The sequence below is a fragment of the Nocardia sp. N2S4-5 genome (assembly GCF_044628355.1).
Lineage (GTDB): Bacteria > Actinomycetota > Actinomycetes > Mycobacteriales > Mycobacteriaceae > Nocardia > Nocardia wallacei_B.
This window is the reverse complement of record NZ_JBIUPM010000001.1, coordinates 4,674,191-4,698,354: the sequence shown is the minus strand read 5'-3', so window position 1 is coordinate 4,698,354 and position 24,164 is coordinate 4,674,191. Positions and strand designations below refer to the sequence as shown.

The following is a 24,164-nucleotide window of genomic DNA, read 5'->3' as shown; positions in this document are numbered from 1 at the left end:
CCGTGTCGATCAGGAAAGCGTGCGGAGGACGCCGCCGCGTTGGCCCGCGTCGCGCAGCTGCTCGAGCCAGTCGTGGTCGCCGGGGCGGATACCGGTGATTTCCCAGCGTTCGAGGGTGTCGTAGCGGTTGCGTTCGGTGTATCCGGCGTCGACGAGTTCGCCCAGGGCGCCGGTGGCGGACAGGTTGTCGCGGGCGGCGGTGAGTAGTCGCAGGGTGTCGTCGAGGGCGTCCAGGAGGGCGGTGGAATTCGGCTCGCAGATGGCCCGCACCAGGTCGGGGGCGGTGGCCGCGACTCGGGTGCCGTCGCGGAAGGAACCCGCGGCCAGGCCCAGCGCGAGGTCGCCGCCGCCCGCTCCGGCCACCGCGAGCGCCTCGGCGAGCACGTGCGGCAGATGCGAGATCCGTGCCACCGCGCGGTCGTGCTCCTCGGCGCGGACCGGGACCAGATACGCGCCGCAGTCCAGCGCCAGCCGGGCGACCCGCGTCCACGGGTCGGCGTGCGTGCCGGTATCGACGCCGATCGCCCAGGCCGCGCCCTGGAACAGGTCGGGACTCGATGCCGCCCAACCCGATTCGGAGGTACCGGCCATCGGGTGCCCGCCGACGTAGCGCGCTCCCAACTCGTGTTCGCGCACGGCGGCGGCGACCGGACCCTTCACGCTCACCACATCGGTGAGGGCGCAATCGGGCGCGAACTGTTTCACATCGGACAGGATCGGGGCGAGGGCCGGCATCGGCACGCCCACCACCAGCAGCGCGTCGGCCGCGGCGGCCCGGGAAAGGACGGCTTCGATATTGCCGTCGACGTCGAATCCGTCCGCGCGGGCGGCCCGCACACCGGCCTCGGAACGGTTGTATCCCCAGGCCGGATAACCCGCGGCGACGGCGGCGCGCAGCACCGATCCGCCGATCAATCCCGTGCCCAACACGCATACGGCTGATTTTCGGTCGCCTGTCACCGGATCAGATTCGCATACGACTTCAACATTTCCGCCCAAGCGGACTACCGTTGCGGCCATGGCAGCACAGCGCTCGAGCACGAACAGGGCGGCGTCGGACGATTACGAAGACGTCGAAGGGTTCGCAGTGGCGGTTGTCCGCGAAGAAAGCACCTGGCGATGCAGCCCGCTGTCCCCCGCGGCACTCAACAGTTTGACGGCGGCCGAACACGAACTGCGCGCACTGCGCAGTACCGGAGCGGTGTTCGGACTGCTCGATGTCGACGACGAATTCTTCATCGTTTTGCGGCCCGCGCCGACCGGCAGCCGGCTGTTGCTCTCGGATGCCACAGCCGCGATCGACTACGACATCGCCGCGGACGTCCTCGAGACTTTGAATGTCGAGATTCCGGATATCGATCCCGATGAACTCGACGACGTCGAGCCGTGGGAGGAAGGCGATCTCGGCGTGCTCGCCGACCTGGGCCTGCCCGAACCGGTGCTGAGCGTGATCCTCGCCGAGACCGACCTGTACCCGGACGAGCAGCTCGGAATGATCGCCCAGCGCCTCGGTTTCGCCAACGAGCTGTCGGCGGTGCTGGACAAGCTGCCCCGCTGAATCGTGCCGGACACCAGGCGAGCACGGGGCTCGATGCGGGCGCCCGGAGGCAGTGCGCCCGGAGGCAGCGACGGGCGGAGCGACAGCTCGTGATGCCGTCCGACGAGGAACTCGTCCGCGCGGCGCTGTCCGCGGCCGCCGACGCCGACCCCCGCGATGTGCCGGTCGGCGCCGTGGTCTTCGACGGCGACGGGCGTGAGCTGGCCCGCGCGGCCAACGCCCGCGAAGCGCTCGGCGACCCCACCGCCCACGCCGAGGTCCTGGCACTGCGCCGCGCCGCCGAGGTACACGGCGACGGCTGGCGACTCGCGGGCGCCACGCTGGCCGTGACACTGGAACCCTGCACGATGTGCGCCGGCGCGCTGGTACTCGCCCGAGTGGACCGCCTGGTCTTCGGCGCCTGGGAACCGAAGACGGGCGCGGTCGGCTCCCTCTGGGACGTCGTCCGCGACCGCCGCCTCAACCACCGCCCCGAAGTCCGCGGCGGCATCCTCGAATCCGAATGCGCCGCAACCCTGGACGCCTTCTTCCACACCCAACGCCCCTGAACCCTCGCACCACCCCCTCCCCGCCGATTTCGGGAATACGGGGTCGTTCCGGTAAAGTCACCGGCGGTGGCGTGTCCGAGCGGCCTAAGGAGCACGCCTCGAAAGCGTGTGAGGGGTAACCCCCCTCCGCGGGTTCAAATCCCGCCGCCACCGCTCTTGCCCCTCATCTGCCCAGCAGGTGAGGGGCTTTTTGCGAGATATCCGGAGGTTGGACGACACGCATTCCCCACACTGAGCTCGCAGTGCTGATGTCGATGGTCGCCGCAACGTGTCGGTACCGGATGTCATGATCTGGGCCATGGGGGGAACAGCAGCTGAGTGCGAGGAGCCGGACGGTTGGGTGGTGCGGGCCTACCGGTTCGCGCTCGACCCCTCGCCGGCGCAGGAACAGATGCTGCGATCGCACTGCGGTGCACAACGCTTTGCCTACAACTGGGGCCTCGCGGTGATCAAGGCCAATGTCGGCCAGCGCGCCGCCGAACGTTCCTACGAAATCCCCGAAGAACTGATGACACCGCCGGTGCCATGGGATGCCTACGGTATGCGCCGGTCATGGAACCGAGCCAAGGACAGCATCGCGCCCTGGTGGCGGGAGAACTCGAAAGAGGCATATGCCTCGGGCTTGGCCAATCTGGCTGCCGCTCTGAACAATTGGGCACGATCGCGAGATGGCGACCGTGCCGGTGAGCGGATGCGATTCCCGCGATTCAAATCGAAGAAGTGTGCGTTGTCGTGCAGGTTCACCACCGGCGCGTTCGGCCTGACGGCTTCGGACCGACGGCACGTGAAGTTGCCACGGATCGGACCGGTACGCACCCATGAATCCACCCGCAAGTTGGCTCGCCGCATCGAGGCCGGTGCTGCCCGGATCAGGTCGGCGACGGTAACTCACCGACGCGAACGCTGGTTCGTCTCGTTCTCCGTCGAGGTCCGGTGCGCGCAGCTGCCGCCCGTACGGCCGGATGCCGTGGTGGGAGTGGACCTCGGGGTGAAGTACCTGGCAGTGCTGTCATGCCCGGTGCTCGGCGTGTCCGATGATCGCGGCATGGTGGCCAACCCGGCGCATCTCGAGCGGGCCCAGCGAAAGTTACGCCGACTGCAGCGTCGAGCGGCACGACGCCGTGGACCGGATAGGCGCGGAAGTGCGACACCGTCGCGGCGCTGGCGGCGCGCCAACGCCACGGTCACCAAGTTGCATGCTCGCGTCGCGAACTGCCGGGAGGACGGTCTTCATCGGCTGACCAACGCGCTGACCGATCAATTCGGTGTGATTGTGGTCGAAGATCTCAATGTCGCGGGCATGCTGCGCAATCGTCGACTGGCCCGTCGGATAGCAGGGGCCGGATGGGGCGAACTACGCCGTCAACTCGCCTACAAGACCGGCCGGCGTGGCGGCAGTCTGGTGGTTGCCGACCGCTGGTACCCCAGTTCCAAATTGTGCTCGGTGTGTGGCGCCGTAAAAACCAAACTTCGCCTCTCCCACCGTGTCTACCACTGCGAGGTCTGCGGATTCCGGGCCGACCGGGACCGCAACGCTGCCCGGAATCTGGCCGCACTCGCTGCCCGGACTGTCAACCATGACACGTCCTCCCCGAGTCGCGGGGCGACGTTAAACGAGCCCGCTGGAAATCCACGGAAGACCGGCATCGCCGGCGGCGGATACTGCCACGGGAAGCCCCACGAGGGCAACGTCGAGTGCGCAAGCACGCGACTGTCATCGAACGTGAACCATGCGCTGGATGGCAACGGTTCAAATCCCTCCGCCCTCGGGCTATCGCTGTGTATCGGCGAGTTCGCTGAAGACTCGTAGGCCCTCGGTGACCTTGCCTGACATCACGTTGAGTTGTTCGGGGGAGAGGTGGGTGCTGGTGGCGGCGGCGGCGGAGGCGAGGTGGTCGCGGACCTGCTCCAGCCACAGCTGGGCGAACTGGATGTGGCGGTCGAGGGGCATGGGGTTAGAGTACTCCGATTCGAACAAGAGTTCGATACCTTTGGTCTCGGTAACCATGTTACTGTCCGGTAGGTCGTGATCGTGACCGGGCTCATGTTCCGGTCCGCGTTGCGACTCGGGACACTCCGGCGACGGCGCCGGGAAGTAGCGGGAGATTATCGATGTATCGACAGCAGGGGCGTGTCCGGGCGCCGTGGCGACTATGGGCTGCACGGACGGCGGCGGTGTTGACCGCGGCCTGTTCCGTCGTCGCGGCGGCGGGGGCGATGGACATGCGGGAGGCGGTAGCGGATCCGGTGGGTGGCTTCTACACGCCGCCCGCGCAGATTCCGTCCGAACCTGGCGCAATCGTCAAGACTCAGCCGATGACCGTGTTCGCGGCCCCGCCGACCGCGGGCCGGTGGCCCGTCGCCGCCCAGCAGGTCATGTACACCAGCCAGTTGCAGGACGGCTCGCCGACGGCGGTGACCGGCACGTTCATCGACGCCGCCGGTCCGTGGCAGGGCGCCGGCCCGCGCCCGACCGTGGTCATCGCGCCCGGCACCTCTGGGCAGGGCGACCAGTGTGCGATGTCGCAGGCTTTCGCGACCGGGGTGACGCTGACCGCCGACCCCTCGGTGTCGCTGTCGGCGAATCAGGAGGCGCCCGCGGCGGCCGTGTGGAGCGCGCTGGGTGCCCGCGTCCTGGTCACCGACTACATCGGTCTGGGCACGCCCGGCATCCACACCTACGCGAACCGGATCGAGGAGGCCCACGCCGTGCTCGACGGCGCTCGTGCCGCCAACAATCTCGCCGGTGCGGGACCCGAGACGCCGCTGGTGCTGTGGGGTTACTCGCAGGGCGGCGGCGCGACCGCGGCCTCCGCGGAGATGGCGCCTGACTACGCCCCCGAGCTGAACCTCAAGGGCACCTGGGCAGGTGGCCCGGTCGCCGACCTTGCCGCGATCCTCGAACGCATCGACGGCTCGCTCATCTCGGGCGCCATCGGCTTCGCCGTCAACGGCATGCTCGCCCGCTACCCGGAACTGCAGAAGGCGGTCGACCGTGTGACCAGCCCGGCCGGTCGCGCCATGCTCGATACGCTGAGTCACGAATGCATCGGCGACATCATCGTCCGCCACCCGTTCCAGCGGACCAACTCGCTGACCATCGACGGCCGCCCCCTCACAACACATCTGCAGGCCATTCCCGAGGCGGCCCCGGTGCTCGCCGACCTGCGCGTGGGCAGTCTCACCCCGGCCACCCCGGTGCTCATCACCAGCGGCCGCAACGATGACACCGTCCCGTACGGCCAGGCCCGCCACCTCGCCGAGGAATGGTGCGCCAAGGGCGCCACGGTCACCTTCCGCACCAACGAACTGCCGCCGATCCTCCCCGGCGCCACCATCCCCAACCACTTCGGCCCGGAGATGATCGACGGCTTCGGCCCCGACAACGCGGTCACCTACCTGCTCGACCGCCTCGCCGACAAGCCGGTGACGGGCTGCACCATCGCCTGACCCACGTCCGATCCACCCGCCGTACCCCGCCCTCCCGTGGGTGGCGGTGCGGCGGGTGGCGATATCGCGCGATGCGGCACGCACCGACGACGACATCGCCGCCATGTTCGCCGTGGCCGCGCGCCGGTCTCGACACGACCACCTGGACCGGCACGCTCGGCGTTCGAAACCACGGGCGATGCCCGCAGGGCGGGTCGTGCGATACGAACCCTCGGGGGCGTCGGTACGTTGGAGGCCGTGGACCTACGGATCTTCACCGAACCTCAGCAGGGCGCTACCTACGACGATCTTCTCCGCGTGGCGAAGACGACCGAGGACGCGGGCTTCGACGCGTTCTTCCGGTCCGACCACTATCTGAAGATGGGCGGTGTGTCGGGGCTGCCGGGCCCTACCGACGCCTGGATCACGCTGGCCGGGCTGGCGCGGGAGACCTCCCGGATTCGGCTGGGCACGCTGGTCACCGCCGCCACCTTCCGGCATCCGTCGGTGCTGGCGATCTCGGTGGCGCAGGTGGACCGGATGTCCGGCGGCCGAGTCGAATTCGGCTTCGGCGCGGGCTGGTTCGAGGAGGAGCACCGGGCCTACGGCATTCCGCTGCCGGAGGTGGCGGAGCGGTTCGATCGGTACTCCGAGCAGCTCGAGGTGATCACGGGCTTGTGGGCGACCGTCGAGGGCGAGACCTTCGACTACCTCGGCAAGCACTACACGCTGGAAGGTTCCCCCGCGCTGCCCAAGCCCGCGCAGCGGCCGGGCCCGCCGGTGATCATCGGCGGCATGGGCAAGAAGCGCACGCCGGAGCTGGCCGCCCGCTTCGCGCGGGAGTTCAATCTGCCGTTCGTCGATTCCACCACGGCCACAGCGCAATTCGAGCGGGTCGCGGCGGCGGCCCGGGAAATCGGTCGCGATCCGGGCGAGATCATCCGGTCCGCCGCACAGGTGCTGTGCGTGGGCCGCGACGACGCGGAGGTGGCCCGCCGCGCCGCCGCCATCGGCCGCGAGGTCGACGAACTGAGGCAGAACGGCTTGGCCGGAACCCCGGCGGAGGTGGTCGACAAGATCGGCCGCTACCGCGAGGCCACCGGCATCACCCGGCTCTACCTGCAAACCCTGGACCTGTCCGACCTCGACCACCTGGAACTGGTGGCCGCCGAGGTCGCGCCCCAGCTGGGCTGAGCCGCTCGACGACCGGCTACCGCACGGGCACAGTGGTTTTCGTCTCGTGCTCGCGGTTCAGCTCCCGCAGCCGCGCGCCCTCCACATCAATGTCGGGCACGATCTTGCTGAGCCAGTTCGGAATCCACCACGCCCACTTGCCCATCAGGATCAGCAGCGAGGGAATCAGCACCATCCGGACGAGGAAGGCGTCGAAGAGTACGCCCGCCGCCAGCGCGAAGCCCATCGATTTGGCGGTGGTGTCGGATTCCAGGATGAACGAGCCGAATACGAAGATCATGATGATCGCGGCGGAGGTGACCACGCGGGCGCCGTGGTGGTAGCCCTTGATCACCGCCTCCTTGGGCGGCTCGCCGTGCACGTACTCCTCGCGCATGCGGGTCACCAGGAACACCTGATAGTCCATCGCGAGCCCGAATACCAAGCCGATCAACATGATCGGCAGGAAGCTCACGATCGGCCGTGGTTCGTCGACCAGCCCGAGCGCGCCGTCCTGGAATATCAGCACGGTCGCGCCGAAGGTGGCCGCCATCGACAGCAGGAAGCCCAGCGCCGCGGTGAGCGGCACCAGCACCGACCGGAACACCGCGATCAACAACAGGAACGCCGCCCCCGCGACGATCGCCAGATACGGCACGATCTTGCTCAGCAGCGCGTGGTCGACATCGGCGTAGATGGCCGTGGTGCCGGTGATGCCGTATTCGATGCCGTACCGGTCCCGCAATCCGGCCTCGGCATCGCGGGCGTCGCGGACCAGATCCTTGGTGTCCTGGTTGTTCGGGCCGGTCTTCGGCACGGCGTTGAGCAGCGCGCCCGCGCCGTCCTGACTCAGCTGCGGCTCGGTGACGTAGTCCATGCCGGAGTACCCGGCCAGCTTGTCGCGCAGCGCCTGCACCGCGGCGGGCCGCTGCTCCGGCGCGACGTTGCCGAGTTCGGCGACGACCATCAGCTTGCCGTTGCTGCCCTCGCCGAAGCCCTCCGTGCGCAGGTCGTAGGCCTTGCGGATGGTGGTGTCCTTGGGCATGCTGTCCTCGCCCGGCAGCCCGAGTTGCAGGTGCGTGGCGGGCCCGGCGGCCAGCGCGAGCACGACGATGCTGAGTACCAGCGTGATGGCCGGCGCCTTGCCGATCAGTCGCGCCGCCCGCGTGCCGTTGGTGACGGAGTCGTCGTCCTCCGGATCGTGCTGGGCGATCACCGGCAGCTTCGGCTTGAACAGGAACCGCCCGAACGCACCCAGCAGCGCCGGCATCAGCGTGATGGCGGTGAGCACCGCGAACGCCGCGGCCAGCGCGCCGCCCAGACCCATGAAGGTCAGGAAGCGGATGCCCACGATCGCCAGCCCGACCAGTGCGATGATCACCGTCCCGCCCGCGAACACCACCGCCGCCCCGGCCGTCCCGAGCGCGGTGCCCGCCGCCGATTCGGGCGAATCCTGCACGACCAGTTCGTGTTTGTAGCGCGACACGATGAACAGCGCGTAGTCGATGGACAGCGCGATGCCGATCATCGAGGCGAGGAAGGTGGTGAAGCTCGGTATCTCCACGACCGAGGTGCCCAGCATGATCACCGACATGGTGACGCCCAGCCCGACGATCGCGGTGATGATCGGCACGAACGCCGCGACGATGGCTCCGAACGCCACGATCATCACGATCAGCGCGAAGCCCATGCCGATCATCTCCGACTTGCCGCTGGGCTGTTGCTGTTCCATCGCGATGGAGCCGTCGAGTTCGACGGTGAGCCCCGCGCCGCGGGCGTCGTCGGCGATGTCGTAGGCGGCCTTGCGGTCGTCCGCGGTGACGTCGGTGAACTGCTTGATCGTGAATGGAACCGTCAGTATCGCAACCGAATCCGGTTTCTCCTTGTTCAGCACGTTCAGCGGTGCGGCACTGCATTTGGCGGAGAATGCGCCGGAATCGCGGTCGGGCGCCAGGCAGCCGAGCTGCTCGGTGGCGGTGATCGGGTCCGCGAGCGGCGTGTTGTGATCGACGATGCCGAGCGTGCCGAGCTTGGTGATCAGCTGCTGGATCGCGGCGTGGTTGGCCGGATCGGTCAGTTTCTGCCCGGCGGGCGCCGCGATGACGTAAGTGCCCGTGACGGCGTCGAACTGGAACGCCTCCGACATGCCCGGGAAGTGCTGGTCGAGAATCCGGGTGGCCCGCTCGGAGGGCAGGTTCGGGATGTTGAAGTCGTTGCTCATCGGTTTGCTGAGCTGATTCCCGAGGCCGCCGATCACGATGAACAGCAAGATCCATACGGGTAGGACGATCCACTTGCGGCGGAACGCGAACCTGCCCCACCGGTACAGATATACGGACACGAGCGTCTCCTTGCGGTCTGTAGGCCGTGCTTTCGCTTGTCGAACCGGGATGCGGGACAGTAGCTGGAGAACGTGTTCGAGTCTGCTGTGTCGTTGCTACAAGATCAAGCGGCGGGGCCGGAAACGCCGTCGGCCCCTATCCGGAGTGGATGGGGGGCCGACGGTGCGATGTGTCCGGCGCGGGTCAGCCGACGGGCACCGGCTCCCGCTCCGCCGCCGCGTCGCGCTCACGCTGCTGCAGTTCGCGCAGCTTGGTGCCTTCGACGTCGACGTTGGGCAGGATGCGATCCAGCCACTTCGGCATCCACCAGGCCCACTTGCCCAGCAGCACCAGCAGCGACGGGATGAGCACCATCCGGACGATGAAGGCGTCGAACAGCACGCCCGCGGCCAGCGCGAAGCCCATCGACTTCGCGGTGACGTCGGTTTCCAGGATGAAGCCGCCGAACACCGAGATCATGATGACCGCGGCCGAGGCCACCACCCGGGCGCCGTGGTGGTATCCGGAGATCATCGCCTCCTTCGGTGACTTGCCGTGCACGTACTCCTCGCGCATGCGGGTCACCAGGAACACCTGGTAGTCCATCGCGAGGCCGAACACCAGGCCGATCAGCACGATCGGCAGGAAGCTGACGATCGGATGCTGCTCGCCGATCAGTCCCAGCTTGTCCTGCTGGAACACCAGCACCGTCGCGCCGAAGGTCGCCGCCATCGAGAGCAGGAAGCCCAGCGCGGCGGTCAGCGGCACCAGAATCGACCGGAAGACCAGCACGAGCAGGATGAACGCGGCGAGGGCGACGATCGTCATGTACGGCAGGATCTTGCCGAGCAGGGCATTGGACACATCGGCGTAGATGGCCGTGGTGCCGGTGATGCCGTACTCCATGCCGTACTGCGACTTGAAGTCCGCCTCGGCCTCCCGAGCGTGCTTCACCAGGTCTTGGGTCGCCTCGTCGTTCGGACCCGTCTGCGGGACGGCCAGCAGCTGGGCGCCGGTGCTGCGCTCCCAGTCGGGCGCCTTGCTCGCGTCGAACGCGTTGGTCGACGCGGCGGTGACGAAGTCCATGCCCGCGTAACCGGCCAGCTTGTCGCGCAGCGCGGTCACCGCGGCCTGCCGCTGCGCCGGGGCGACATCGGTGAGATCCGCGACCACGGTCAGAATGCCATTGCTGCCCTCGCCGAAGCCCTCCGTGCGCAGGTCGTAGGCCTTGCGGATGGTGCTGGTCTTGGGCTGGCTGTCCTCACCGGGCAGGCCCAGGCTGAGGTTGACCGCGGGCGCGGCCAGCAGGCCGAGCACCACGACGCTCAGCGCCAGCGTCACCGCCGGGGCCTTGCCGATCAGCCGCGCGAACCGCTTGCCGTTGGCGACCGAGTTCTCGTCCTCGGGGTTGTGCTTGGCGACTACCGGCAGCTTCGGCTTGAACAGGAACCGCCCGAACGCGCCCATCAGCGCGGGCAGCAGGGTCAGCGCGACCAGGATGGCGAAGGCCGCCGCCAGCGCGCCGCCCAGTCCCATCCAGGTCAGGAAGCTGACTCCGACGATGCTCAGTCCGCACAGCGCGATGATCACGGTCAGGCCGGCGAACACCACCGCGGAACCGGCCGTGCCGATCGCGATGCCGGCCGCCTCCTCCGGCGAATCCTGTACTGCCAGTTCGCTCTTGTAGCGCGAGACGATGAACAGCGCGTAGTCGATCGACAGCGCGATACCGATCATCGACGCCAGGATCATGGTGAAGTTCGGGATGTTCACCACCGAGGTGCCCATCATGATGAGCGCCGAGGCCGAGCCGACGCCGACGATGCCGGTGAGGATCGGCACGAACGCGGCGATGAGCGCACCGAAGGCGACCATCATGACGATGAAAGCGACTGCGTAGCCGATCATTTCGGCCTTGCCGCTGGAGGTCATGCCCTCCTGCGCGATGCTGCCGCTCAGTTCGACGGTGAGCCCGGCGTTGCGCGCCTCGGTCGCCACGTTGTAGGCCGCCTCGCGGTCGGCCGCGGTGACGTCGGAGAACGACTTGATCGAGAACGGCACCTGAATGTAGGCCACGGTGTCGGCGTTGGTTTCACCCAGCACATTCAGCGGCGCGAGACCGCATTTGGAGATGAACGCGGGGTCGGTGCGGTCGCCGGTGAGACAGCCCATAGCGGAGGTGACGCCGATCGGATCGGCCGGTTTCTGGGCGGTGTCGAACTTGGCGTTGTCGACGATGCCGAGGCCGTGCAGGCGCTGGATCAGGGCGGTGACCGCGGCGTGATTGCCTGGGTCGGTGAGCTTTCCGCCGTTCTCCACGGCGACCACGTAGGTGCCGGTGACGGCGTCGAACTTGAATTGCTCCGAGGCCCCGGGGAATTGCTTGTCGAGGATGTCGGTGGCCCGCTGCGAAGGCAGGTTGGGCATGTTGAAGTCGTCTTGGCTCTGCTTCTTCAGGCTGACGCCGAGCCCGCCGATCAGCAGGAATATCAACAGCCAGACCGGCAATACGATCCATTTCCGGCGGAAGGCGAATTTGCCCCACCGGTAGAGGTATACGGACACGAGTGGGTTCTCCTAGTGATAACCGGGTTGCTGATTTCAGGCGTGTAGACAGCACTTTCGCGGCCGCCCTGCACGCGTACCGCCTCCACCTGAGCCTTGCCTACCGTGCGGTAGGTAGACTACCCAGCGGTAAGCGGAGGAACAACCTCGATTTCCGGGGCTTCACCCGCCGAACCGGATCGTGATGAGAGGATCATCCCATGAGAGCCCGTAGTACATCCGGGGACGTAGTCGCAGGTGGAAGCACCAAGGATGCGATCCGGGACGCTGCGATCCGGCTTTTCTCGAGCAAAGGATTCGATCACGCGAGCCTGCGCGAGGTCGCAGATGCGGTAGGAATCACAAAAGCGTCGCTCTACTATCACTACGCCTCGAAGAAGGATCTGCTGCTCGCCATCATCGAGCCGATCTTCGACGATCTGAACGCAGTCGTGGCCCACTTGGACGAGGTGCCCTACGGTCCCGACACCGTTCGCGAGGTACTGACCAGACAACTGCACACATTGCTGCGGCACCGCACCGCGGGCGCGATGTGTGTGCGCGACACTGTCGCGATCATCAACGCCATCGGCGACCGCTATCCCGACATGATCGACATGCACCGCCGCCTGTGCGACTGGCTCTCCGGCGCGAATCCCACGCCCGAACAGAAACTGCGGGCCAGCGCGGCGCTCGAATTGCTCGGCGCGGCACTGTGGTCGAAGGAGCTGAGTCCCGACACCGAAGACGAGTTGATCGAGCGCGTGCTGCTGGATGCCGCGTTCGGAGTGCTGGGCGTCGACGGGGGAGCGAGTCCTCCGGACATGTCCGGACCGGTCACCCACTACGAAGCAACTGCGGGTGACGGAACAGGTGTGGGGGGCGGTTACGCAGCGACTGCGGGTGATGGGACAGGTGTGGGGGGCGGTTACGCAGCGACTGCGGGTGACGCGGCAGGTGCGGTGGGCGGTTACGAGGCGGGTGCGAGCGGCGCGGGGATGGTCGCGGTCGGCGGCCCCACGGCGGGGAGCGGCCGTGCACATCAGCGCTAGGGTCGACTACGCGGTCCGCATTCTGCTGGAAATCGCTCGCGCACAGTCCGATTCGGTCAAGGCCGACACCCTCTCCGCCGCCCAGTCGATCCCGCCCAAGATTCTCGAGTCCACCGCCGCCGAACTGCGGCGGGCCGGTTTGGTGACCAGCCGGCGCGGTCCCGACGGCGGCTACCGGCTGGCGCGTCCGGCCGCGGAGATCAGCGTGGCCGACATCATCCGCGCGGTCGAGGGCCCGCTCGCCTCCGTGCGCGGGCAGCGGCCCGAGGACGTGAGTTATCCGGGCGCCGCCGAATCGCTGCAGCATGTGTGGATCGCGCTGCGGGTCAACATCCGCGCGGTACTGGAGCGGGTCTCGATCGCACAACTCGCCGCGGGCGAGTTACCGGCCTTCGTCGGCGAATTGACCAGCGATCCCGGCGCCTGGGCGCGGCGGCCGGGCCCCGGCGCGTGAGGCCGTGTCCGGCAACCGAACAGCCATCGTGTCGCGCGAAAAGGTAGCGGCGGCTGTCGGTCGTAGACGGTAGCCTGCACGCATCATGCTGATCAGACTGCTGCGCGGCTTCATGCGCCCCTACCGCACCCAGCTGGCGGGGGTCGTCGTGCTGCAACTGATCTCGGTGATCGCGATGCTGTACCTGCCCAGCCTGAACGCCGACATCATCGACAACGGCGTCACCAAGGGCGATATCGCCTACATCTGGAACACCGGCCTGTGGATGCTGCTGGTCACGGCCGTGCAGATCGTCGCCTCGGGCTACTCGGTGTACCTCGGCGCGCAGGCGGCGATGGGCGCGGGCCGGGATATGCGCGCGGCCCTGCTGCACCGAGTCTCCACCTTCTCCGCGCGCGAGGTCGGCATCTTCGGCGCGCCGTCGCTGATCACCCGCAACACCAACGACGTCCAGCAGGTGCAGCTGCTGATCGTGATGAGCGCGACCATCCTGGTGATGGCGCCGATCATGTGCGTCGGCGGCATCGTCATGGCGCTGCGGCAGGATCTGGGCCTGTCCTGGCTGCTGCTGATCGCGGTCCCGGCGCTGGGGCTGACCATGGCCGTGATCATCTCCCGGATGGTGCCCGGCTTCCGTCGCATGCAGGAGCGCATCGACGCGGTGAATCGCGTACTGCGCGAACAGATCACGGGCATCCGGGTGGTCCGGGCGTTCGTCCGCGAGCGGCAGGAGACCTGGCGTTTCGGCGTCGCCAACTCGGAGCTGACGGAGTCGTCGCTGTACGTCGGGCGGCTGATGGCGCTGATGTTCCCGGCCGTCATGCTGATCAGCAACCTCACCACGGTGGCGGTGATCTGGTTCGGCGGCCACGCCATCGATTCGGGGGAGATGCAGATCGGCTCGCTGACCGCGATGCTCTCCTACATCATGCAGATCCTGATGGCGGTCATGATGGCGTCCTTCCTGGCCATGATGGCGCCGCGCGCGGCCGTCTCGGCCGAGCGCATCGCGCAGGTGCTGGAGACGGATTCGTCGGTGACGCCGCCGCCGTTGCCGCAGCCCTTCAAATCCGACCCGGGCTCGGTGGACGTGGCCTTCGCCGAATTCAAGTTCCCCGGTGCGGAGAAGCCGGTGCTGCGCGCCATCCGATTCGAGGTGGGACCGGGGCAGACCACCGCGGTCGTGGGTTCCACCGGTTCGGGTAAGACCACTCTGATCAATCTGATCCCGCGGCTGGTCGACGTGACCGACGGCGCGGTGTACGTCGGCGGTACCGATGTCCGCCACATCGAGCTGGATCTGCTGCGTTCGCAGATCGGCCTGGTCCCGCAGAAGGCATACCTGTTCTCCGGCACGATCGCGTCCAATCTGCGCTACGGCGATCCGGAGGCCACCGACGAGGAGCTGTGGCACGCGCTCGAGGTCGCGCAGGCCGCCGATTTCGTCCGGGACATGCCGCAGGGGCTGGAAACGCCTGTCGCACAGGGAGGTACCACCGTGTCCGGCGGTCAGCGCCAGCGGCTGGCGATCGCCCGCGCGGTGGTGAAGAAGCCGAAGATCTATCTCTTCGACGACTGCTTCTCCGCCCTCGACGTGGCCACCGACGCCCGGGTGCGGGAGGCGCTGCGGCCCGAGACGGCCGCGGCCGCGGTTATCACGGTGGCCCAACGGATTTCGACCGTGCGCGACGCCGACCAGATCGTGGTGCTGGAGGACGGCGCGATGGTCGGGCTCGGCAAGCACGACCAGCTGCTGCGCGACTGCCCGGAGTACCGGGAGATCGTGGAGTCCCAGCTCGGTGTGGAGGAGGTGCGATGAGGCCCGGCATGCCCAGCCCCGGTGCGCCGGACACCCGGGCCAAGTCGTTCGGGCCGTCGATGAAACGCCTGCTGCGCCGGCTCGCGCCGGAGCGGGTCTATCTGATCGCGATCCTGCTGCTCGCGGTGACGGCCGTGGTACTCAACACCCTCGGCCCGCAGCTGCTCGGCAAGGCCACCAACCTGATCTTCGACGGCGTCGTCGGCAAGCAACTCCCGGCCGGGCTCTCCAAGGACCAGGCGGTCGAGTCGCTGCGCGCCCAGGGCCAGGACAGGCTGGCCGACATGCTCGCGGGCATGCACGTGATCCCCGGCGCCGGAATCGATTTCGGCGCCGTCGGCGACGTGCTGCTGCTGGTGCTGGTGATCTACGTGTGCGCCGCGGTGTTCACCTGGCTGCAGGCGTTCCTGCTGAACCTGGTCATCAACCGCACGGTGAAGCGGCTGCGCAGCGATATCGAGGACAAGATCCACCGGTTGCCGCTGAGCTACTTCGATTCCACGCCGCGCGGCGATCTGCTCTCCCGCGTGACCAACGACGTCGACAACATCGCCCAGAGCCTGAACCAGACCATCAGCCAGCTGCTCATCTCGGTGCTGTCGGTGCTCGGCATCCTGGCGATGATGTTCTGGATCTCGCCGCTGCTGGCGCTGATCGCGCTGCTCACGGTGCCGGCGGCGGTGATCGTCACCGCGCAGATCGCCAAGCGCTCCAAGCCGCACTTCGTCGATCAGTGGAAGTACACCGGCCTGGTGAACGCGCAGGTCGAGGAGGCCTACACCGGCCACGAGATCGTCACCGCCTTCGGCCGGGTGCGCGAGGTCGGCCAAGAGTTCGACAAGCGCAACGACAAGCTCTACGAGTCCAGCTTCCGGGCGCAGTTCATCTCCGGGCTGATCATGCCGGTGATGATGTTCATCGGGAACCTGAACTACGTGCTGATCGCGGTGGTCGGCGGCCTGCGGGTGGCCTCGGGCAGCCTGTCGCTGGGCGAGGTGCAGGCGTTCATCCAGTACTCGCGCCAGTTCAGCCAGCCGCTCACGCAGATCGGCTCGATGGTCAACCTGCTGCAGTCCGGGGTCGCCTCGGCCGAGCGGATCTTCGAGATTCTCGATGCCGACGAGCAGGTGCCGGATCCGGTGGAGGAGGATTCCCGTCCGGTGGACCGCGGCCGGGTGGCGTTCGAGTCGGTGTCGTTCCGCTACGAGCCGGACAAGCCGGTGATCGAGGACCTGTCGCTGGTCGCCGAGCCCGGCCACGTGGTCGCCATCGTCGGGCCCACCGGCGCCGGCAAGACCACGCTGGTGAATCTGCTGGAGCGGTTCTACGAGCTGGATTCCGGCGCGATCACCATCGACGGCGTCGACATCACCCGCATCACCCGCGACCATCTGCGCTCCCGCATCGGCATGGTGCTGCAGGACACCTGGCTGTTCGGCGGCACCATCCGCGAGAACATCGCCTACGGCAACACCACCGCGAGCGAGGACGAGATCGTGGCCGCCGCCCGCGCCGCCTACGTCGACCGGTTCGTGCACTCCCTGCCCGACGGCTACGACACGGTGATCGATGAGGAGGGTTCGGGCGTCAGCGCGGGCGAGAAGCAGCTCATCACGATCGCCCGCGCCTTCCTGGCCAAACCGTCCATCCTGATCCTGGACGAGGCCACCAGTTCGGTCGACACCCGCACCGAGCTGCTGGTGCAGCAGGCCATGGCGGCACTGCGGCGCGACCGCACCAGTTTCGTTATCGCACACCGCTTGTCGACGATTCGCGACGCCGACACGATCGTGGTGATGGCGAAGGGGCACATCGTCGAGCACGGCACACACGACGAGCTGCTGGCCCGCCGCGGCGCCTACTACCAGCTCTACAACGCCCAATTCGCCGGTGCCGCAGTCGATCAGGATCTGGTCGACGAGGAATCCGTCGACATCGTCTAGTCGGCTCGCTCCGCCCGGCCGGGCGTGGCCATCGCCGTCAGCCGGTTCGCGAGTTCGATTGCGGCCGCGCGTAGTTCGGGTGGTTCCAGCACTTGCGCCTCGAATCCGAGTCGCACGGTCTGGACGGCGATCTGGGCCAGGTTCTCTCCGGCGACGACGAGTACGCACCATCCGTCCCGGTCCTCCTCGACCCGGCCCACCTGGGGCGGTACCAGTTCGCGTACCTGTTCGGGGTTGGCCCGCAAGCGGATTCGGGCGAGGTACCGGTAGGGCGCCTCGGTGACCGAACGCTGTACGTAGGCGGCCGGATCGGGATGGTCTCGCGGCCGGAAGCGCCAGGTGGTCGCCTCCAGTTCGCGGATGCGGTCGAGGCGGAAGGTGCGCCAGTCGTCGCGGTCGACATCCCAGGCCATCAGGTACCAGCGGCGGCCCGTGGTGACCATGCGCACCGGCTCCACCGTGCGCTCCCGTGACTCGCCGTCGCGCCCGGCGTAGCGGAAGCGCACCCGCACCGCGTCGCGACGGGCGCGGGCGAGCGTCACCAGCAATTCCGCGTCGATCGCCACGCCCGGATCGGCCAGTGTCTCGGTTGCGCCGTGTACCGCTCGTACCTCGCCGCGCAGTCGCGGCGGCATCACCTGGTCGAGTTTGGCCAGGGCCCGCAACGCGGCGTCACCCGCCCCGACGACCGTGCCGCCCGCCGCCAGCCGCAGCGACACCGCGGTCGCGATGGCCTCCTCGTCGTCGAACAGCAGCGGCGGTAGCCGGGTGCCCGCGCCGAGCTGGTAGCCGCCCCCGACCCCGGCCGTCGCGTGCACCGGATAACCGAGCGAGCGCAGCCGTTCCACGTCGCGTCGCACCGAGCGATCGGTGACGCCCAGCTCGGCGGCCAGTTCGGTGGCGGTCCAGGACGGCCGCCGCTGCAGCAGCGCCAGCAGCCGGAGCACGCGTTCGGTCGTCGTCTCGACGGTCACGCGGTCATCGTCGCACAGATCACGGACCGATCCTGTCCGCTATTTGCGGCAGGCTGAGGGCATGACCGACCAGACCTGGAATCCCCTACTCCGCGAGCAGCTCAGCTGGCACTGGTCCCATCAGCTGCGTCCGCGCCTCGAGGGGCTGAGCGACGACGAGTACTTCTGGGAACCCGTGCCCGACTGCTGGAACGTCCGGCCGCGTGGCACCGGGACCGCGCCGGTGCAGGCCGGATCCGGCGCGATGACCATCGACTTCGCGTTCCCGCCGCCCGAGCCGCCACCGTTCACGACCATCGCCTGGCGCCTCGGCCACGTGATCGTCGGTGTCCTCGCGATGCGCAATGCCTCGCACTTCGGTGGCGAACCGACCGACTACCAATCCTTCGAGTACGCCCCGACCGCCGCCGCGGCACTGAGCCAGCTGGACGCCGAGTACGCCGCCTGGCTGGCCGGAGTCGAGTCCCTCGGCGACGACGGACTGGCCCGCCCGTCCGGCGAGGCCGAGGGACCCTACGGCGACATGCCGCTGGCGACGCTGGTGCTGCACATCAATCGTGAAGTGATCCACCATCTTTCCGAGGTGTGCCTGCTGCGTGACCTGTACCTGCACACCCGCCGTTCGATCCGACAGGAGGCGAGCTGACATGGCCCGCGATATCCAGATCACCTTCGACGCCGGCGACCCGGCCGCGCTGTCCGCGTTCTGGGCCGAGGCCCTCGGCTACCAGTTGCAGAAGCCGCCGGGCGGTTTCGAATCCTGGGACCAAGCCCTGGAAGCGATGGGTGTACCGCCCGAGCGACGCAACGACGCCTCCGCCCTGAGCGACCCCGAAGGAACCGGACCTCGGCTGTTCTTCCAGCGGGTGCCGGAGGGCAAGACGGCCAAGAACCGCGTGCACCTCGATGTTCGTACCGCGCCGGGCCTCGAGGGTGACGCCCGGATGGCCGCGCTAGAGAAGGAGGCCGAGCGGCTCGGCGCGCTCGGCGCGACCCGGCTCGAGCGCCACGAACCGCAACCCCCGCTCGGCTACGGCCACATCGTGATGGCCGACCCCGAGGGCAACGAGTTCTGCCTGGACTGATCGCGCGAACGGGCAGGCAGGCCACGGCGCGTCCGCGACGTGCTGGCACTATGTCTGCGTGCCCGATCCCGCGTCGTTCTCGTTCACCGTCGGTACCCGTGTGGCGGGCCGGCACGCGCGGACCGGCCTGATCACGACCCCGCACGGCGCCATCGCGACCCCGGCCTTCGTGCCCGTCGGCACCAAGGCGACGGTCAAGGCGGTGCTGCCGGAGACGATGGCGGAACTCGGCGCGCAGGCCCTGCTGGCCAACGCCTACCACCTGTACCTGCAACCCGGCCCGGACATCGTGGATGAGGCCGGCGGGCTGGGCCGGTTCATGAACTGGCCGGGGCCGACCTTCACCGACAGCGGCGGGTTCCAGGTGATGTCGCTCGGCGTCGGGTTCAAGAAGGTGCTGGCGATGGACGCGGTCGGGGTGCGCAACGACGACGTGATCGCGAAGGGCAAGGAGCGGCTGGCGGTCGTCGACGACGACGGCGTCACCTTCCGCTCACACCTCGACGGCTCGAAACACCGCTTCACGCCCGAGGTTTCGATGGGCATCCAGCACCGGCTCGGCGCCGACATCATGTTCGCCTTCGACGAGCTGACCACCCTGCTCAATACCCGTGGCTACCAGGAGAAGTCGCTGCAGCGCACGCACGAGTGGGCGCACCGCTGCATCGACGAGCACGAGCGGCTCACCGCGGCCCGCGGCCACCGTCCCTATCAGGCGCTGTTCGCGGTGATCCAGGGCGCGCAGTACGAGGACCTGCGCCGCAAGGCCTGCCGCGAGCTGGACGCGATGCGCGGCCGCGCCGGAACGGAATTCGACGGTTACGGCATCGGCGGTGCGCTGGAGAAGCAGAACCTCGGCACCATCGTGGGCTGGTGCTCCGACGAACTGCCCGAGGACAAGCCGCGGCACCTGCTCGGGATCAGCGAGCCGGAGGATCTGTTCGTCGCGGTGGAGAACGGCGCGGACACCTTCGACTGCGTGAACCCGTCGCGGGTCGCCCGCAACGCGGCCATCTATGTGGACACCGGTCGTTTCAACATCAACACCAGCCGCTTCCGCCGCGACTTCACTCCCATCGACGAGACCTGCGACTGCTACACCTGCGCGCACTACACCCGCGCGTACCTCCATCACCTGTTCAAGGCGAAGGAGATGCTGGCGTCGACCCTGTGCACAATCCACAACGAACGCTTCACCGTCCGCCTGGTGGACCGCATCCGCGCCAGCATCGAGGGCGGTTACTTCGACGAGTTCAAGGCGGAGGCGCTGGGCCGCTGGCAGGGCCGGGCTCAGCTGTAGATGGCCGGGCGGTCCAGCGGTTTGTAGGTCGGTTCGCGCTTTTTCAACAGCGCGATGCAGCGGTAGCTGATCGGCAGGACGACGACCTCCACCAACGTCTTCCACAGGAAGCCGACGATCACGTAGTTGACGAACGCGCCCCAGGTGTCGATGCCGATGGCGGTCGCCGCGATCGAGCAGAACACGAGCGTGTCACCGAATTCGCCGGCGACGGTGGAGCCGAGCAGCCGGGCCCACAGGTGCTTCTCCTTGGTGCGCTCCTTGATCAGCACCAGCGTCACCGAGTTGAGGAACTGTCCCACCACGAATCCGGCCAGCCCGGCCGCGACCAGTTGCGGGGTGGTGCCGACGATGGTGCGGAAGGCGTCCTGGTTCTCGTAGAACCCGGCCGCGGGCAGTCCGATGGCGATCCAGAAGCAGACCACCATCAGTAGCAGCATGGCGAAGCCGTAGTAGACGGTGCGGCGCATGGCGCGGAAGCCGTACACCTCGCTCAGCACGTCGCCGATGACATAGGCGAGCGGGAACAGGAAGAACGCGCCGTCGGTGGTGATGGGCAGAATCTCCAGCGGTCCCAGCGACAGCTGGTGGTCGGCGAAGAACTGCACGCCCTTGGTGGCGCAGATATTGGAGATCATCAAGGTGGCCGTGAACAAGGTCACGATCAGTGTGAACGGGCCCCCCGCGGCCTGCGCGAATGCTGCGTGCGCGGGCGCGGGGCGTCCAGACCCGTCGGTTTCCGTGGTATCGCTGGTATCCCTCACGAGGTGACGACGATACCGGCCCGGAGCCGTCGTGGAATAGGCTGTGCCAATGACGAATCCCGGCGATTCCGACGAATGGTGGAAGCAATACGGCGGCGAGGGCGTGTCGTCGGAGTCCGGGGGCCATGCCGAGGTGCCACCGCCCCCGTCCGCGCCGCCCGCGGGGTACTCCTCGGGCGGGCAGCCGCAGGCGCAGCCGCCGATGACGCCGCCTCCGCAGCAGCAGTACCCGAGCTACCCGCAGCAGCCGTCGCAGCCGTACGGCCAGGCGGGTGCGCAGGCGTACGGTCAGCCGGGCGCCCAGCAGTACGGCCAGCAATATCCGCAGCAGCCCTACGGCCAGCCCGCCTACGGTTATCCGGCGGGCGGGGCGTACCAGCCGTACGGCTATCCCCAGCAGGCCCAGGGCACCAACGGCCTCGCGATCGGTTCGCTGATCGCCTCGGTCCTCGGCCTGTGCACCTGCATCGGCGCGATCGTCGGCATCATCCTGGGCATCATCGCGCTGAACCAGATCAAGGAGCGCGGCGGTGAAGGACGCGGCCTGGCCCTGTCGGGTATCTGGGTCGGCGCCGCCGCCATCGTCCTGCAGATCGTCTGGGTCGTGGTGAACATCGCCCTCTCCAGCTGAGCCCGAACAAGCGAAGGGGCGCATCCGGAATCCGGATGCGCCCCTTGCCTATTGGGCCCAGTGCGGCAGGTCAGCCCTTGACGACCTGGGTGCCGCCCGCGAACTTGTCGTGCCAGCCCTGCTTGGCCGGGTCCTGGGAGATCGTCACGGCGATGTAGATGATCAAGCCCAGTTCCACCAGCGTACCCAGGCAGGGGATGACGCCGGCGAGGTACCACAGGTTGCGCTTGAAGGAGGTGCCGGCGTCCAGCGTGCCTCCGCCGGGTGCGAGCACTCGCAGGCCGAGCAGCTTCTTGCCGAGCGTGGCGCCCTGCGAGGTCTCCAGCGCGACGTTGTAGCCCACGTAGACCAGGGCGGCGACGATGCCCTCCACGATCTGGATGCCGAGGCTGTTGCCGAGGAAGAAGAAGATGATCGCGATCGGGATGCCGACGATCAGGCCGTCGATCACGCGGGCGCCGAAGCGCACGCCCAGGTCACCGGGGACGGTGCCCGGCGGCACGCCCGGCGCGCCGTACTGCGGCTGGCCGTAGGGCTGCTGGCCGTAGGGCTGGCCGGGCTGCTGCCCGTACGGCTGACCCGGCTGGCCGGGCTGACCGTAGGGCTGACCCGGCTGCTGCGAATACGGCTCCTGCTGTCCGTACGGCGGCTGGCCGCCCTGGGGCTGCCCGCCCTGCGGGTACTGCTGTCCGTACGGTGGCTGGCCACCCTGCGGGTACTGCTGGCCGTACGGCTGTTGCTGCCCGTACTGTTCCTGTCCTGGATATTGCTGGCCGCCTTGCGGATACTGCTGGCCACCGCCCTGGGGATACGGCTGGCCATACGGCTGGCCGCCCTGCGGATACTGGTTGGGGTCGTACCCACCGCTTGTCATCAATTGTCCTTGTGAATGGTTGTGGCTTCGGGCTTCTGCGTACGTTACGGATTCCCGCTGGATTTCACCATGTTCCCGGAGTCGAGTGTCCACGGCTCGCGCGGCAGCGTATCGGGTCGGAAGCCGTCGAGCAGTGCGGTGGGGGTGGAACCGCTACGGCCGAGCGAATTCGCCAGCAGCGCCACCACTTCCCGCGGGGATTCGCCCAGCGCCGCGCGATCGGCCAGGGTGACCGCGCCGTCACGTTTGGCCAGCCGCTTCCCGTCCCGGTTGAGAACCAGCGGGACGTGAGCGTACCGCGGGATCGGGAAGCCGAGCACGGTGGCCAGATACGCCTGGCGCGGAGTGGAGGGCAGCAGATCGTCACCGCGCACCACCTGGTCGATTCCCTGTTCGGCATCGTCGACCACGACGGCGAGGTTGTACGCGGGGGTGCCGTCGCCGCGGCGTAGCACGAAATCGTCCACCACACCCGAGTAGACGCCGTGGATCTCGTCCTTGATCTCGAATTCCGTTGTCCGCGACCGTAATCGAAGCGCGGCGGGGCGGCCCGCGGCACGCCGGGTGGCGCGCTCGGCGGCAGTGAGGTCGCGGCAGGTGCCCGGATAGGCGCCCATCGGGCCGTGTGGCGCGGCCGCGGACTGCTGGATTTCCCTTCGCGTGCAATAGCATTCGTAGGTCATCCCGGCCGCGACGAGGGTGTCGATGGCGGCGCGGTACCGGTCCCGCCGCTCGGATTGCCACAGCACCGGCGGGTCCCAGTCCAGGCCGAGCGCGGACAGATCCCCGAGCTGGCGTTCGGCCGCGCCGGGCCGCACCCGGTCGAGATCCTCGACGCGCAGATAGAACGCGCGCCCCGTCGACCGGGCGAACAGCCATGCCAGCAGCGCGGTGCGCAGGTTGCCCAGGTGGAGGTCGCCGGACGGGCTCGGCGCGAACCTGCCCGCGCCGGACCGGGGCGGCCGCTCATCGGTGGACATGTCGGTCCATCGTAGGGAGCACCTCGTGTTCAGCCCCGTAGACGCGGGCGCAACCGGTCCTCGCCGACCGCCCGACCGGCCGCCAGATCCGCCAGCAGACTCTCGGCATGGTCGATCAGACCCGGCCCGTCGATGCCGTAGGGAGTGGGTCCGTAGGCGCTCAACCGGCCCACGGCGCGCTCGAGCAGGGTGCGAGCCCCCTTCGGGTTGCCGCGCTGAATGTGGGTGAGTCCGACCGCGTACTGGGCCAGACCCTGCCACAGCATCCGCTCCGCGAACGGGCAGTTCTTCCAGGCGCCCTCGAGGACTTCGTGGGCGTTGAAGGCCAGGCCGTCGTCCAGCAGGCGCTGCGCGTAGTCGAGCGTCTCGTCCGGCGCCAGGTCCAGATCGTCGGGTACGCGCTCGACACCGACGCTGCCCGGCGGCAATGGGCGCCCGAATCGGTCCCGGGGACGGGCATTTCGGGCACGTCCGACATCGTCTCGATCACGTTCGACCACCACTCCATGATCCACGGTTTCGCGGGCATGGTGATTTGCGGGTCGGGCACAGTCGTACGCACGTACGTATATATCGCTTTCGCATAGCGTTTGGCGAGCGTCGATCGAACCCTGATAGCAATTATTCCGCTACCGCAATCGTTGTCCGAATAAAGTGAAATGCGCGCGATTGAAAACGAAAAGGAAACGGCATCTCATTGCGTGGACCTGCTAAT

General features: G+C 68.0%; 22 protein-coding genes and 1 tRNA gene. 14 read left to right on the top strand and 9 right to left on the bottom strand.

All coding sequences use genetic code 11. From position 1 onward, the window contains the following. Positions 1-9 precede the first annotated feature (9 nt). Entirely contained in the window at positions 10-960 is a 951-nt protein-coding gene (locus ACFMRZ_RS21505) for a prephenate dehydrogenase (protein WP_400180505.1), read from the bottom strand. A 58-nt stretch (positions 961-1,018) separates the two neighbouring features. Here ACFMRZ_RS21505 and ACFMRZ_RS21500 point away from each other — a divergent pair, with 58 nt between their 5' ends. The 4 genes from ACFMRZ_RS21500 (at position 1,019) to tnpB (ending at position 3,916) form a co-directional block, all read left to right on the top strand. After that, complete coding sequence (locus ACFMRZ_RS21500; RefSeq protein WP_187686144.1) at positions 1,019-1,558, top strand: tRNA adenosine deaminase-associated protein; 540 nt, start codon at positions 1,019-1,021, stop codon at positions 1,556-1,558. A gap of 92 nt (positions 1,559-1,650) precedes the next feature. Further along, positions 1,651-2,106, top strand: a complete 456-nt coding sequence (locus tag ACFMRZ_RS21495) for a nucleoside deaminase (protein WP_400182933.1) — start codon at positions 1,651-1,653, stop codon at positions 2,104-2,106. Positions 2,107-2,171: 65 nt separating this feature from the next. After that, a tRNA-Ser gene (locus ACFMRZ_RS21490) sits at positions 2,172-2,259 on the top strand. A gap of 115 nt (positions 2,260-2,374) precedes the next feature. After that, complete coding sequence (gene tnpB, locus ACFMRZ_RS21485) at positions 2,375-3,916, top strand: IS607 family element RNA-guided endonuclease TnpB (protein ID WP_400180504.1); 1,542 nt, start codon at positions 2,375-2,377, stop codon at positions 3,914-3,916. Here the strand turns inward: tnpB and ACFMRZ_RS21480 are convergent. Then, entirely contained in the window at positions 3,878-4,057 is a 180-nt protein-coding gene (locus ACFMRZ_RS21480) for a DUF6374 family protein (RefSeq protein WP_400180503.1), read from the bottom strand. The two genes, tnpB and ACFMRZ_RS21480, sit on opposite strands and share 39 nt — an antisense overlap. Positions 4,058-4,323: 266 nt before the next feature. Between ACFMRZ_RS21480 and ACFMRZ_RS21475 the strand changes: the two genes are divergently transcribed. After that, on the top strand, positions 4,324-5,556 hold the full coding sequence (locus ACFMRZ_RS21475; RefSeq protein WP_400182932.1) for a lipase family protein: 1,233 nt from the start codon (positions 4,324-4,326) through the stop codon (positions 5,554-5,556). A 237-nt stretch (positions 5,557-5,793) separates the two neighbouring features. Beyond that, positions 5,794-6,729: an LLM class F420-dependent oxidoreductase gene (locus ACFMRZ_RS21470; RefSeq protein ID WP_400180502.1), complete on the top strand. Its 936-nt coding sequence runs from the start codon at positions 5,794-5,796 to the stop codon at positions 6,727-6,729. A gap of 16 nt (positions 6,730-6,745) precedes the next feature. On the opposite strand, the gene ACFMRZ_RS21465 is transcribed toward ACFMRZ_RS21470, so the two are convergent. Together ACFMRZ_RS21465 and ACFMRZ_RS21460 are read right to left on the bottom strand one after the other, a co-directional pair. Further along, on the bottom strand, positions 6,746-9,049 hold the full coding sequence (locus tag ACFMRZ_RS21465; protein WP_400180501.1) for an MMPL family transporter: 2,304 nt from the start codon (positions 9,047-9,049) through the stop codon (positions 6,746-6,748). Positions 9,050-9,233: 184 nt separating this feature from the next. Beyond that, positions 9,234-11,594, bottom strand: a complete 2,361-nt coding sequence (locus tag ACFMRZ_RS21460) for an MMPL family transporter (RefSeq protein ID WP_400180500.1) — start codon at positions 11,592-11,594, stop codon at positions 9,234-9,236. Between the two features lie 200 nt (positions 11,595-11,794). Between ACFMRZ_RS21460 and ACFMRZ_RS21455 the strand changes: the two genes are divergently transcribed. The 4 genes from ACFMRZ_RS21455 to ACFMRZ_RS21440 all read left to right on the top strand — a co-directional run bounded on the left by ACFMRZ_RS21455 (position 11,795) and on the right by ACFMRZ_RS21440 (position 16,841). Next, the gene (locus ACFMRZ_RS21455) at positions 11,795-12,625 is read left to right on the top strand and encodes a TetR/AcrR family transcriptional regulator (RefSeq protein WP_400180499.1); all 831 of its coding nucleotides are present in this window, start codon (positions 11,795-11,797) and stop codon (positions 12,623-12,625) included. After that, positions 12,609-13,079, top strand: a complete 471-nt coding sequence (locus tag ACFMRZ_RS21450) for an Rrf2 family transcriptional regulator (protein WP_280274405.1) — start codon at positions 12,609-12,611, stop codon at positions 13,077-13,079. The genes ACFMRZ_RS21455 and ACFMRZ_RS21450 overlap by 17 nt, the downstream gene beginning before the upstream one ends. Positions 13,080-13,164: 85 nt before the next feature. Beyond that, positions 13,165-14,898 (top strand): ABC transporter ATP-binding protein, encoded by a 1,734-nt coding sequence (locus ACFMRZ_RS21445; protein ID WP_400180498.1) that lies wholly within the window; start codon positions 13,165-13,167, stop codon positions 14,896-14,898. Positions 14,899-14,906: 8 nt separating this feature from the next. Further along, entirely contained in the window at positions 14,907-16,841 is a 1,935-nt protein-coding gene (locus ACFMRZ_RS21440; protein WP_400180497.1) for an ABC transporter ATP-binding protein, read from the top strand. On the opposite strand, the gene ACFMRZ_RS21435 is transcribed toward ACFMRZ_RS21440, so the two are convergent. Beyond that, complete coding sequence (locus ACFMRZ_RS21435) at positions 16,838-17,815, bottom strand: helix-turn-helix transcriptional regulator (RefSeq protein WP_400180496.1); 978 nt, start codon at positions 17,813-17,815, stop codon at positions 16,838-16,840. The two genes, ACFMRZ_RS21440 and ACFMRZ_RS21435, sit on opposite strands and share 4 nt — an antisense overlap. A gap of 61 nt (positions 17,816-17,876) precedes the next feature. Here ACFMRZ_RS21435 and ACFMRZ_RS21430 point away from each other — a divergent pair, with 61 nt between their 5' ends. From ACFMRZ_RS21430 to tgt, 3 genes are read left to right on the top strand one after another with little or no spacing between them, the layout of a single operon-like run. Continuing rightward, positions 17,877-18,461 carry a DinB family protein gene (locus tag ACFMRZ_RS21430; RefSeq protein ID WP_400180495.1) on the top strand — a complete coding sequence of 195 codons (585 nt, stop codon included), beginning with the start codon at positions 17,877-17,879 and terminating at the stop codon, positions 18,459-18,461. Position 18,462: 1 nt separating this feature from the next. After that, a complete protein-coding gene (locus ACFMRZ_RS21425; protein ID WP_400180494.1) occupies positions 18,463-18,900 on the top strand; it encodes a VOC family protein in 438 nt (145 codons plus the stop codon). Positions 18,901-18,958: 58 nt separating this feature from the next. After that, positions 18,959-20,200, top strand: a complete 1,242-nt coding sequence (tgt, locus tag ACFMRZ_RS21420; protein WP_400180493.1) for a tRNA guanosine(34) transglycosylase Tgt — start codon at positions 18,959-18,961, stop codon at positions 20,198-20,200. On the opposite strand, the gene ACFMRZ_RS21415 is transcribed toward tgt, so the two are convergent. Next, positions 20,191-20,964 carry a queuosine precursor transporter gene (locus tag ACFMRZ_RS21415; RefSeq protein WP_280274412.1) on the bottom strand — a complete coding sequence of 258 codons (774 nt, stop codon included), beginning with the start codon at positions 20,962-20,964 and terminating at the stop codon, positions 20,191-20,193. The two genes, tgt and ACFMRZ_RS21415, sit on opposite strands and share 10 nt — an antisense overlap. A 49-nt stretch (positions 20,965-21,013) precedes the next feature. On the opposite strand from ACFMRZ_RS21415, the gene ACFMRZ_RS21410 reads away from it, so the two are divergent. Next, entirely contained in the window at positions 21,014-21,595 is a 582-nt protein-coding gene (locus ACFMRZ_RS21410) for a DUF4190 domain-containing protein (protein ID WP_280274413.1), read from the top strand. Positions 21,596-21,665: 70 nt separating this feature from the next. Here ACFMRZ_RS21410 and ACFMRZ_RS21405 read toward each other — a convergent pair whose 3' ends face one another. The 3 genes from ACFMRZ_RS21405 to ACFMRZ_RS21395 are packed head-to-tail and all read right to left on the bottom strand — an operon-like array spanning position 21,666 to position 23,949. Further along, on the bottom strand, positions 21,666-22,469 hold the full coding sequence (locus ACFMRZ_RS21405) for an RDD family protein (RefSeq protein WP_400180492.1): 804 nt from the start codon (positions 22,467-22,469) through the stop codon (positions 21,666-21,668). Positions 22,470-22,513: 44 nt separating this feature from the next. Further along, positions 22,514-23,449 carry a tRNA glutamyl-Q(34) synthetase GluQRS gene (gluQRS, locus tag ACFMRZ_RS21400; protein WP_400180491.1) on the bottom strand — a complete coding sequence of 312 codons (936 nt, stop codon included), beginning with the start codon at positions 23,447-23,449 and terminating at the stop codon, positions 22,514-22,516. A gap of 29 nt (positions 23,450-23,478) precedes the next feature. Next, positions 23,479-23,949, bottom strand: coding sequence for a DUF309 domain-containing protein (locus ACFMRZ_RS21395; RefSeq protein ID WP_280274416.1), 471 nt, complete (start codon positions 23,947-23,949; stop codon positions 23,479-23,481). Positions 23,950-24,164: the final 215 nt, after the last annotated feature.

Coding starts and splice junctions, on each gene's coding strand:
- ACFMRZ_RS21410 (WP_280274413.1), top strand. CDS start 21,014: ATGACGAATCCCGGCGATTCCGACGAATGGTGGAAGCAATACGGCGGC.
- ACFMRZ_RS21425 (WP_400180494.1), top strand. CDS start 18,463: ATGGCCCGCGATATCCAGATCACCTTCGACGCCGGCGACCCGGCCGCG.
- ACFMRZ_RS21480 (WP_400180503.1), bottom strand. CDS start 4,057: ATGCCCCTCGACCGCCACATCCAGTTCGCCCAGCTGTGGCTGGAGCAG.
- ACFMRZ_RS21405 (WP_400180492.1), bottom strand. CDS start 22,469: ATGACAAGCGGTGGGTACGACCCCAACCAGTATCCGCAGGGCGGCCAG.
- ACFMRZ_RS21440 (WP_400180497.1), top strand. CDS start 14,907: ATGCCCAGCCCCGGTGCGCCGGACACCCGGGCCAAGTCGTTCGGGCCG.
- ACFMRZ_RS21495 (WP_400182933.1), top strand. CDS start 1,651: ATGCCGTCCGACGAGGAACTCGTCCGCGCGGCGCTGTCCGCGGCCGCC.
- ACFMRZ_RS21430 (WP_400180495.1), top strand. CDS start 17,877: ATGACCGACCAGACCTGGAATCCCCTACTCCGCGAGCAGCTCAGCTGG.
- ACFMRZ_RS21475 (WP_400182932.1), top strand. CDS start 4,324: ATGGACATGCGGGAGGCGGTAGCGGATCCGGTGGGTGGCTTCTACACG.
- gluQRS (WP_400180491.1), bottom strand. CDS start 23,449: ATGTCCACCGATGAGCGGCCGCCCCGGTCCGGCGCGGGCAGGTTCGCG.
- ACFMRZ_RS21455 (WP_400180499.1), top strand. CDS start 11,795: ATGAGAGCCCGTAGTACATCCGGGGACGTAGTCGCAGGTGGAAGCACC.
- ACFMRZ_RS21500 (WP_187686144.1), top strand. CDS start 1,019: ATGGCAGCACAGCGCTCGAGCACGAACAGGGCGGCGTCGGACGATTAC.
- ACFMRZ_RS21445 (WP_400180498.1), top strand. CDS start 13,165: ATGCTGATCAGACTGCTGCGCGGCTTCATGCGCCCCTACCGCACCCAG.